This window comes from Providencia sp. PROV261, assembly GCF_028477945.1.
GTDB lineage: Bacteria > Pseudomonadota > Gammaproteobacteria > Enterobacterales > Enterobacteriaceae > Providencia > Providencia stuartii.
The window spans coordinates 40,153-49,570 of sequence record NZ_JAMPMC010000034.1 but is presented as its reverse complement, the minus strand read 5'-3'; the positions used below and the strand labels follow the sequence as shown (position 1 = coordinate 49,570).

The 9,418-nt window shown below is 41.0% G+C and carries 10 protein-coding genes and 1 pseudogene; 8 read left to right on the top strand and 3 right to left on the bottom strand.

Annotation, left to right across the window (positions count from 1 at the left end; all coding sequences use genetic code 11):
• A pseudogene (locus PR675_RS16985) lies at positions 1 to 320 on the bottom strand (signal recognition particle-docking protein FtsY); the annotation flags it as partial.
• Between the two features lie 217 nt (positions 321 to 537).
• Here PR675_RS16985 and rsmD point away from each other — a divergent pair.
• Positions 538 to 1,140 (top strand): 16S rRNA (guanine(966)-N(2))-methyltransferase, encoded by a 603-nt coding sequence (gene rsmD, locus PR675_RS16980; RefSeq protein WP_169342330.1) that lies wholly within the window; start codon positions 538 to 540, stop codon positions 1,138 to 1,140.
• On the top strand, positions 1,130 to 1,414 hold the full coding sequence (locus PR675_RS16975) for a DUF1145 family protein (RefSeq protein ID WP_004925735.1): 285 nt from the start codon (positions 1,130 to 1,132) through the stop codon (positions 1,412 to 1,414). The genes rsmD and PR675_RS16975 overlap by 11 nt, the downstream gene beginning before the upstream one ends.
• A gap of 5 nt (positions 1,415 to 1,419) precedes the next feature.
• Here PR675_RS16975 and PR675_RS16970 read toward each other — a convergent pair whose 3' ends face one another.
• Positions 1,420 to 1,773, bottom strand: a complete 354-nt coding sequence (locus PR675_RS16970; RefSeq protein ID WP_169342329.1) for a DUF2500 domain-containing protein — start codon at positions 1,771 to 1,773, stop codon at positions 1,420 to 1,422.
• 106 nt (positions 1,774 to 1,879) lie between these two features.
• Between PR675_RS16970 and PR675_RS16965 the strand changes: the two genes are divergently transcribed.
• The 3 genes from PR675_RS16965 (at position 1,880) to PR675_RS16955 (ending at position 6,281) form a co-directional block, all read left to right on the top strand.
• A complete protein-coding gene (locus PR675_RS16965) occupies positions 1,880 to 2,509 on the top strand; it encodes a lysoplasmalogenase (protein ID WP_004925743.1) in 630 nt (209 codons plus the stop codon).
• Positions 2,510 to 2,651: 142 nt separating this feature from the next.
• Positions 2,652 to 5,051, top strand: coding sequence for a zinc/cadmium/mercury/lead-transporting ATPase (locus PR675_RS16960; protein ID WP_060560748.1), 2,400 nt, complete (start codon positions 2,652 to 2,654; stop codon positions 5,049 to 5,051).
• Positions 5,052 to 5,315: 264 nt separating this feature from the next.
• Positions 5,316 to 6,281, top strand: coding sequence for an Rpn family recombination-promoting nuclease/putative transposase (locus PR675_RS16955; protein WP_014657525.1), 966 nt, complete (start codon positions 5,316 to 5,318; stop codon positions 6,279 to 6,281).
• A gap of 68 nt (positions 6,282 to 6,349) precedes the next feature.
• Here the strand turns inward: PR675_RS16955 and tusA are convergent, their stop codons facing one another.
• Entirely contained in the window at positions 6,350 to 6,604 is a 255-nt protein-coding gene (gene tusA / locus PR675_RS16950) for a sulfurtransferase TusA (RefSeq protein ID WP_004925753.1), read from the bottom strand.
• Positions 6,605 to 6,772: 168 nt separating this feature from the next.
• Here tusA and PR675_RS16945 point away from each other — a divergent pair, with 168 nt between their 5' ends.
• The 3 genes from PR675_RS16945 to dhaL all read left to right on the top strand — a co-directional run bounded on the left by PR675_RS16945 (position 6,773) and on the right by dhaL (position 9,414).
• The gene (locus tag PR675_RS16945) at positions 6,773 to 7,441 is read left to right on the top strand and encodes a 7-cyano-7-deazaguanine/7-aminomethyl-7-deazaguanine transporter (RefSeq protein WP_004925758.1); all 669 of its coding nucleotides are present in this window, start codon (positions 6,773 to 6,775) and stop codon (positions 7,439 to 7,441) included.
• A gap of 218 nt (positions 7,442 to 7,659) precedes the next feature.
• Entirely contained in the window at positions 7,660 to 8,730 is a 1,071-nt protein-coding gene (dhaK, locus tag PR675_RS16940) for a dihydroxyacetone kinase subunit DhaK (protein ID WP_004925762.1), read from the top strand.
• A gap of 63 nt (positions 8,731 to 8,793) precedes the next feature.
• Complete coding sequence (dhaL, locus tag PR675_RS16935; protein WP_060560749.1) at positions 8,794 to 9,414, top strand: dihydroxyacetone kinase subunit DhaL; 621 nt, start codon at positions 8,794 to 8,796, stop codon at positions 9,412 to 9,414.
• Positions 9,415 to 9,418 lie beyond the last annotated feature (4 nt).

Sequence of the window (9,418 nt, the reverse complement as noted above, 5' to 3'; positions counted from 1 at the left end):
ATTGCGGCTAGCTCGGCTTGGCGCTGACGCTCTGCCTCTTCCTCTGCCTTTTTAATAGCAGCTTGGTCTGCTTGATACTGACGCTCTGCGGCTTCTTCAGCCGCTTTAATTGCAGCCTGCTCCTCTGCTTTTTTCTCTTGATACTGACGTTCAGCTTCTTCTGCCATTTTTGCAGCATCAATGTCTTGTTTTTGCAGCTCTATCTCTTTGTCTGCATCTATCTTTTTTTGTTGTTCTGCTTCTTGCTGTTGAGCCTCTTTCTCGTCTTTACGACCAAAACCCAACCATGAGAAAAAGCCTTTTTTCTTGTCTTTAGCCATCAGCCACTACACTCCTCGCGGTAAAAACATGGCGCTTCATAATTAAATCGCAATAAAATTACATGCAGTCTATCATTTCATCGCGCCGCAACACATATCTGAAAGAAAAATCATGACAATTTAATCTGATTTTTTAAGTTAAAACTGTGAAAATGGCGCGTTACAATAAGACAACGCATTTTATAAAGCTCAACAAAACTGAGTAGCAATGGATATTATGGCAAAAAAACCACAAAGCGCCTCTTTAGGTCAGATACGCATTATCGGTGGCAAATGGCGCGGGCGAAAGCTCCCTGTTCGTGATAGTGAGGGCTTACGTCCCACTACAGATAGAATCAAAGAAACTTTATTTAACTGGTTAATGCCTATCATACGTGAAGCTCGTTGCCTTGACTGCTTTGCTGGTAGTGGTTCATTAGGATTTGAAGCACTATCACGCTTTGCCGATAGTGTGACGTTTATTGAATTGGATAAACAAAACGCCCAGTTACTAACAGAAAATAAAGCGCGCCTGCAATCTGATAATGCTAACATTATCAACGGTAACAGCCTTGAAATACTGGGTCAAAATGGTACACCTTTTGATGTTGTATTTATTGATCCTCCTTTTCGTAAAGGACTCTTAAGCGACACTATCCAGTTGTTAGAAAAAAACCAATGGCTGGCAGATGAAAGCTGGATATATGTTGAGTCAGAGGCGGAGTCACCACTTACTGACATCCCCACTAATTGGCAACTGCATCGTGAGAAAATTGCGGGGCAAGTGGCTTATCGTTTATTTATTCGCCATTCAATTGAGGAAAACAGCCATGCTAGTTAATGCAGGTCGAGTGCTAATGATTTGCGTTTGGGGGTTTATGATATTTAATCTAATCCAGCCTTTTCCTAAGCCATTTAAATATTTTATGGATATTGCCATGATATTTATGATTGTTATGCATGCACTGCAAACTGTCCTCCTGAAAGCAACACTCGCTAAAGGAGAAAAATTATCCGGCTGGTTACAGACCCGAATTTTTTTCTTCGGTGTCTTTGAAATGTTAGCAATGCAAAAAAAGCAAAAACAAGCGCTTGAGAATAATAAGAAAGAATAATTAGGTTATTCGTCAGGCTCAAAACTTAAGAATCGGGTTCCTTGCATACGGAGCGTTCCTTGGCGACCCTGTTCAATAGCTTGATATTGAGATTCACTGACGATCACTTTAATCACAGCCGTATTATTTAGTGGTTTAAAATAGACCTCATAACGAAAGGTTTCAGGTGAAACCACATCCCGTTCACGGGAACGCATATTGGGATAAGGGTAATCTTTTTTACTATCAACAACCACCGAATAACTGACTGGCACAGCATTATCATTGATCTCATTTTGCTTGCGTTGGTCAAAAAAGCGCTTTGTTGCCAAGACAGCAATAACCGCCAATACGATAATAAGTAAGATAGGTTTATTCATAAAGTTAACATTGTGCTTAAAGTGTTCATCAGTATAGTTTATCTTAATCATACAGAAGGAACACCACCCTAGTTGCTTCATTCATTGAATTTATAAGGATGTGTTTATGATTAGTTGGCCATTCCTTGCAGTACTTTTTTCTGGTTGGCTGTATGTTGATGCAGCATATCGTGGCCCTGAGTGGCAACGTTGGTTATTTCGTCCCGTCACACTGATACTGTTATTGCTCTGGGGCTGGAATGCAGATTTTCTCACCACACAAGGATATTTGATCCTTGCTGCATTGGCAGTTTCATTACTCGCCGATATGATGAGAATGTTTTCAAGTGAGCGCTTACTTGCATCTGTAACCTTGCTGTTTGTAAGTTATCTTCTTTATACCATCAGTTTTGGTATGCAGTTAGATTTCAGCCTATATCTCCCTTGGCTCCCAATACCTCTGATTATTGCAGCTATCACTTTAGGTGTAATTTGGACAAAACTCAAAGAGTTACAGGCAATGATCTTTGCATTATTAATCATGAGTATGATTATGGCTTGGGTAGCCGGTGACCAATTCTTTGGCCTAGGTCGCGATTACAACTTCTCAATCATGGTCGGGGCATTTTTGCTGTTTATTTCTAACTGTATTTGGCTAATTGCTCGTTTCCGCTTTCCTTTTAAAGCGTCGAAAGCCATTGTCGCGGCCCTCTATTTCCTCGGACAATTCTTCATTATCCGCGCGGTTTATTTATAACTTTCTTCACTGCCAATTGATAAAATTCTCAAATAGCATTTTTTATCAATTGGCATCCCCTAATCTATTTGACTCTGGAGTAGACTCCAAAGTATAGACTTATCAATATTGATTAAGGTCATTGTTTGATAAGGGGGCGCATATGCACTCACACAACCATAAAGAAGCACATCAACATAATAGCGCTTGCTGTTCGAGCAGCAGCTGCTCTTCAACTGCGGTTCAAAACAGTAAAAATGTAAGTAATGACTCACATACTCACGAACACGATACTGTCGAGAAACATCCTGACGATGATGAGGAGGCTCATCAGCACCAGAGCTGCTGTTCAACCTCTCATCAAGCACATGATCATCAAGAACATGAGCATAGCCATCAGCATACGGCATGTTGCAGTTCTTCAAGTGAGCTGCAAAATGATGTTGCACCTGCACAAGCCGCAGGGCAACGTTTCAATTGGATAATTCGCGGTATGGATTGCCCTAGCTGCGCTCAAAAAATCGAAAATGCGGTAAAACAAATCACTGAGGTAAAACAGGCTAAAGTCCTATTTGCCACAGAAAAACTCGTTGTTGATGCCGATAAAGATATTAGTTCCGCTGTCCGCGCAACCGTAGAAGCGGCTGGCTATGAGCTATTAGATGTTGGTATCAATAGTGCTGCTACTATTACACCTCCGCCTAGCCTATTGAGCGAGTCGAAGCCTGTGATCATCTTAGCCATCTTAATGGCTATTAGCTGGGGGGTGGAGCGCATTAACCCTCAAATTGGTCTCATTGCTTTTACACTAACGACTTTATTTGGCCTTTATCCCATTGCGCGTAAATCATTACGTTTGATCCGTACTGGTACACCTTTTGCGATCGAGACCCTGATGACTGTCGCCGCTATCGGTGCCATCTTTATTCAGGCAACAGAAGAAGCCGCGATGGTTATCTTACTATTTATGTTGGGGGAAATGCTGGAGTCTTACTCTGCTGGTCGAGCACGACGCGGTGTCAGTGCTCTTATGGCACTTGTACCAGAAGAAGCTTTATTAATTAAAAATGGTCAGAAAACCACAGTTCCAGTCTCACAGCTACGTCCAGGTGATATCATTGAAATTGCACCCGGTGGTCGCTTACCAACTGACGCGGAATTGATCTCCGGCTTCGCCAGCTTTGATGAAAGCTCACTCACGGGTGAATCTGTTCCCGTCGAACGTAATGTTGGCGAAAAAGTAGCGGCAGGCTGCTTATCTGTCGATCGCGCAGTACAGATGAAAGTGGTTTCAGAGCAAGGGCAAAACGCGATTGACCGTATTTTGCAATTGATTGAGGAAGCTGAAGAACGTCGAGCACCAATTGAACGTTTTATCGACCGCTTTAGTCGTATCTATACTCCACTGATCATGCTATTTTCAGCATTAGTCGTGGTGATCCCTCCCGTATTCTTTGGCGCACCATGGGAAACGTGGATCTACAGAGGTTTAACCTTGCTGCTGATTGGTTGTCCATGTGCTTTAGTGATTTCTACACCTGCGGCAATCACCTCTGCGTTAGCAGCCGCCACACGTCGTGGTGCATTAATTAAAGGCGGTGCAGCGCTCGAACAGTTAGGTTCAGTCACCACTATTGCACTAGATAAAACAGGAACGTTGACGGAAGGTAAACCTCATGTTACTGATTTGGTTCCTGTCGACGGTATAACTGAAAATGAACTAGTACAAATCACTGCATCTGTTGAGGCAGGCTCTCATCATCCTTTAGCAAAAGCCGTTATAAATAAGGCAGAAGCCTTATCAATTAACGTCGTTGAAGCCGAAAATCGTAAGGCTCTCGCAGGGAAAGGGGTTGAAGGTTATCTTAATGGTAAACATGTGTTAGTGAGCGCCCCAAGCCGTTTGGATAGCCCACTTGATAGGATTTGGCAAAATCGAGTTGAATCACTAGAGGCGGAAGGCAAAACAGTCGTTATCACACTGGAAAATAACCGAGTCATCGGCTTAATCGCGCTGCAAGATACATTACGAAGCGATGCGATAGATGCCATGAGTATGTTAAGGGCTTTGAATGTTAATGCGGTGATGCTAACAGGCGACAATCCTCGCGCAGCCGCAGCTATAGCTGGTCAACTAGGTATGGAATACCGTGCAGGTTTACTGCCTGAAGATAAAGTCACTGCTGTGATGGAATTAAACCGTAACCATAGCACTATGATGGTCGGCGATGGTATTAACGATGCCCCAGCCATGAAAGCATCAAGTATTGGTGTAGCAATGGGTAGTGGAACGGATGTTGCTTTGGAAACTGCCGATGCTGCCTTGACTCATAACCGTTTAACTGGATTACCTGAAGTGATTGCTTTATCACAGTCCACTCGTAAGATTATTCGTGAAAATATCACAATAGCCTTAGGGTTAAAGGCAATCTTCCTAGTTACCAGCCTACTGGGAATAACAGGGCTTTGGGTCGCTGTTCTTGCTGACTCAGGAGCAACAGCTTTAGTGACAGCAAATGCGGTACGTTTACTAAAAGTAAAACTACCACAAATTAAAAAATAATATTTATTGTATTATTAAAGAAGCGCCATAACGGCGCTTCTTTGTTATAAATAGAACGTTTAATCATTATTATCTAGTAAACTATCATTTCTTACATTTTAATTTTTATTAAATAGTAATAAAAACTTTAAATACAACAAGTAATGAGATGTCGCTTATAAAAAATAAATTATTTTTTCACGTTAAATTAGGAGTAACTTTTTTCTATTTTATCTCTATATTCGCTAATATCTTCGTAACATAAGGACATTGATGAAGGCGAGTATGATACAAAAAGCCCCTACAACACCACATGATGCCGCTTTTAAAGGTTTTTTAACCCAAATAGATAATGCTCGCGATTTTTTCGACATTCATTTGCCAGAACATATTCGGTCTTTATGTGACTTTAATACATTAGCACTTACTAACTCTTCTTTTATCGATAAAAAACTGCGCTCTCGATTATCTGATGTTCTTTATACTGTACAAACAGAAGTTGGTGATGGCTATCTTTACCTCCTTATTGAACATCAATCAACACCTGATAAATTAATGAGTTGGCGCTTAATGCATTATTCATTTTTGGCAATGAATCAACACCTTCAGCAAGGCCATAAAAGTTTACCACTCGTAGTACCTATTTTATTTTACCATGGAGATAGCTCCCCCTATCCCTATTTGAAAACATGGACTCACTGTTTTTCTTGGCCCGAACTCGCTGATGAACTGTACTTTAATCCATTTCCATTAGTGGATATCACTGTTATTGATGACAATGAGTTAGTTAATCATCGAAAGATTGCAGTAATGGAACTTGCATTGAAGCATAAAAATCTACGTGACGAATATCAGCAAGTGACTAGTCTGCTCGCCCAAGCATTAAATAGGCACTATAATAGTGAGCAAGATACCAGCATTATTATTAATTATCTGCTCACTACGTTAGATTCATCTCAGTATTTTGAACAAATAATTCAACAGTTAATTGAACAAATCGAAAACCATCAAGGTGTTGCTATGAATATCGCTCAACGTTTAAAAGATAAAGCCAAACTAGAAGGTAAGATTGAAGGTAAGATAGAAGGTAAGATAGAAGGCAAGATAGAAGGCATGCAAAAAGCCAGGCATGAAAATGCACTTTCACTCCTAAAAAATGGTGCAAGCTTCGAACTTGTGATGAAGAGCCTAAATTTTAGCTATGAGGAGTTACAACTTATCATTCAAGAGGATAAGGGCACTTACCAGTAATAATGCCATATTCGTGCGATAGCCTTTAAGCTCACCGCACGCAAGCAGCCTATTTAACTAAAAAAGGCTTACAGGCCTTCCGTTTTTTTACGTAACAAATAACGGTATGGGGTTTGTTCCGTTTCAACTGCCAGCAATTCATGCTCCATAAAACGGCAAAAACCGGGGATATCACGTGTAGTTGCAGGATCATCTGCAATGATGAGTAAAGTATCGCCAGCATTCATTCCTCGAACAGTTTTACGAACTAGCATAACTGGCTCAGGGCAACGCAAACCAAGTGTATCAAGAGTTTTAGTGGCATTTAAAAATAAATCAGACATAACTACGCTTCTAAAAAATAAAAGATGCTCTAATTATATAATAAAATTATCCTCTCTGACGTAACAGTTTTGCTTTTGTTGCGCAACAAGCGTATTATGCGCACTTCCCAATGTCGGGAAAGTTTTTTATGGGTTCCCTCACCCCATTGCTACTTAAAAAGGTACAATATGTTTTCATTCACAGCACAGCAAAAAGCCAGTGCATTAATTTGGCTGTCTTTATTTCATATTTTAATTATTACCTCTAGTAACTACCTTGTACAGTTGCCGATTAATATTTTCGGTTTTCACACTACATGGGGAGCGTTTACCTTTCCATTTATTTTCTTAGCAACTGATCTTACTGTACGTATTTATGGTGCACCACTTGCACGTCGGATCATCACTGCGGTCATGTTGCCTGCTCTACTCATTTCCTATGTTATATCAGCTCTATTTTTTCAAGGTGAATGGCAAGGAGTAGCAGCATTAAATACATTTAACTTATTTGTGGCTCGAATTGCCGCTGCTAGCTTTATGGCTTATGTCCTTGGGCAAATAATGGACGTCAGTGTGTTCAACCGATTACGTCAAAATAAACGTTGGTACGTTGCCCCCGCCTGCGCCATGTTCTTCGGTAATTTAATTGATACCATTGCCTTTTTCTTTATTGCATTTTATCAAAGCAGTGATCCTTTTATGGCTGCGAATTGGGTAGAGATTGCCTTAGTTGACTATACCTTTAAGCTATTTATTTGTATGCTATTTTTCTTACCTGCTTATGGTGTTTTACTCAATTTTATTTTGAAGACATTTTTTGCCAAAACTGCCGAGCAAAAACTCGCCAATCAACATTAGTGCAACTGCGAGGGGGAAATAGCACTCCCCTTCGCTCACCTCTGAAAAATTACCGATCTAACTCTCATTTTATTGGTTTTATTCATCAATAATCTCACAGCCGTGATAGTCTGGTTGCACAATCGAAACGATCCGCGCCAATTCCGTTTTAATTCAACCAAAAAAGAACACAAACGAACAGAAATAACCATCACTCTCTATCTTTTGGAGTTTATAAGATGAAAAAACTGATTAACCGTGTTGAAGATATTATAAGTGAAGTCAATCAAGGGCTTATTGCTGCTCATCCTGAATTACGTTTGAATGTTGACCCAACCTACCTCGTTCATAGTAATACACCTATCAAAGGCAAAGTTGGCCTACTTTCCGGTGGGGGTAGCGGTCATGAGCCGATGCATAGCGGATATATTGGTCAAGGAATGTTAGATGGAGCATGCCCAGGAGAGATGTTTACATCCCCGACACCAGACCAAATGATGGAATGTGCAATGGCCATCGATAGCGGCGAAGGTGTATTAATGATCATAAAAAACTACACTGGTGACGTCCTAAATTTTGAAACGGCCGCTGAACTCTTACACGATGCAGGGATCAAAATCGCTACCGTATTAGTTGATGATGATGTTGCAGTAAAAGATAGTTTATACACAGCAGGACGCCGAGGTGTCGCTAATACCGTTTTGATGGAAAAAATACTCGGCGCGGCAGCGACCAAAGGATATTCTCTTGAGCAATTAGTGGAACTAGGCCACAAGATCAATAATCATGGTTATAGTTTAGGTGTTGCCTTACAAGCCTGTACCGTACCCGCGGCAGGAAAACGCTCATTTGAACTTCCAGATAACGAAATGGAATTTGGCGTGGGGATCCACGGAGAGCCCGGCATTGAACGGCGCAAATTTACTAATTTAGACGATACTGTCGATCAAATGTTTGAAACTTTGCTCGAAAACGGTCACTACGAACGCATAATCCGCCAATGGGATCGTGAAAATGGCTGCTGGCAAGAGCATAAACACACTAAACACCCTCTGAAAAAAGGCGATCGCGTAATTGCATTAGTTAATAACCTTGGCGCCACACCATTATCTGAGTTGTACGCTGTGTACCACCGACTACAAACTTGTTGTCACGATTTTGGTTTGACTATTGAACGTAGCCTTGTCGGCTCCTATTGCACCGCACTTGATATGCAAGGCATCTCAATTACGCTATTAAAAGTGGATGATGAAGACTTAATGTTATGGGATGAACCAGTCAATACCCCGGCTTTACGTTGGAAGTGTTGATAACACAAAGCTTCTACTCCCAATAACCAATAAATTAAGCAGTAAAAATGGAGCCAAAACATCATGAACTTAACACAACCGCAAATTTATCATTGGTTGATACAGTGTTCACAAACTTTTGCTGATGAACAAGATCGGCTTACCGAGCTAGACACCGCTATTGGTGATGGCGACCATGGACTCAACATGCATCGTGGTTTTCAGAAAGTAGCCGAAAAATTACCTTCTGTTGAAGACAAAGATATTGCTACCTTACTGAAAACCACCGGAATGACACTCTTATCTAGTGTCGGTGGCGCAAGTGGTCCACTCTTCGGCACATTTTTTATTAAAGCTTCGCAAAGTGCTGCTGGTAAAGAAAATTTAAGCATTGCTGATTTAGCTGAGCTATTCAAAGCAGGAACGGAAGGTGTTGTATCACGAGGCAAAGCCGAACCTAATGATAAAACCATGTGCGATGTTTGGTGGCCTGTTTGTGAATCACTTGAAAAAGCGACTTCACAAACCTTAAATGAAGCAATAAGTGCGGCTGTAGAAGCTGCAAAACAAGGTGTGGCATCAACAATCTCTATGCAAGCACGAAAAGGCCGAGCCAGTTATTTAGGTGAACGCAGTATAGGCCATGCAGATCCTGGTGGAACATCAGTGTTGCTACTGCTGGAAACTTTACAGAAATCACTTTAACTCT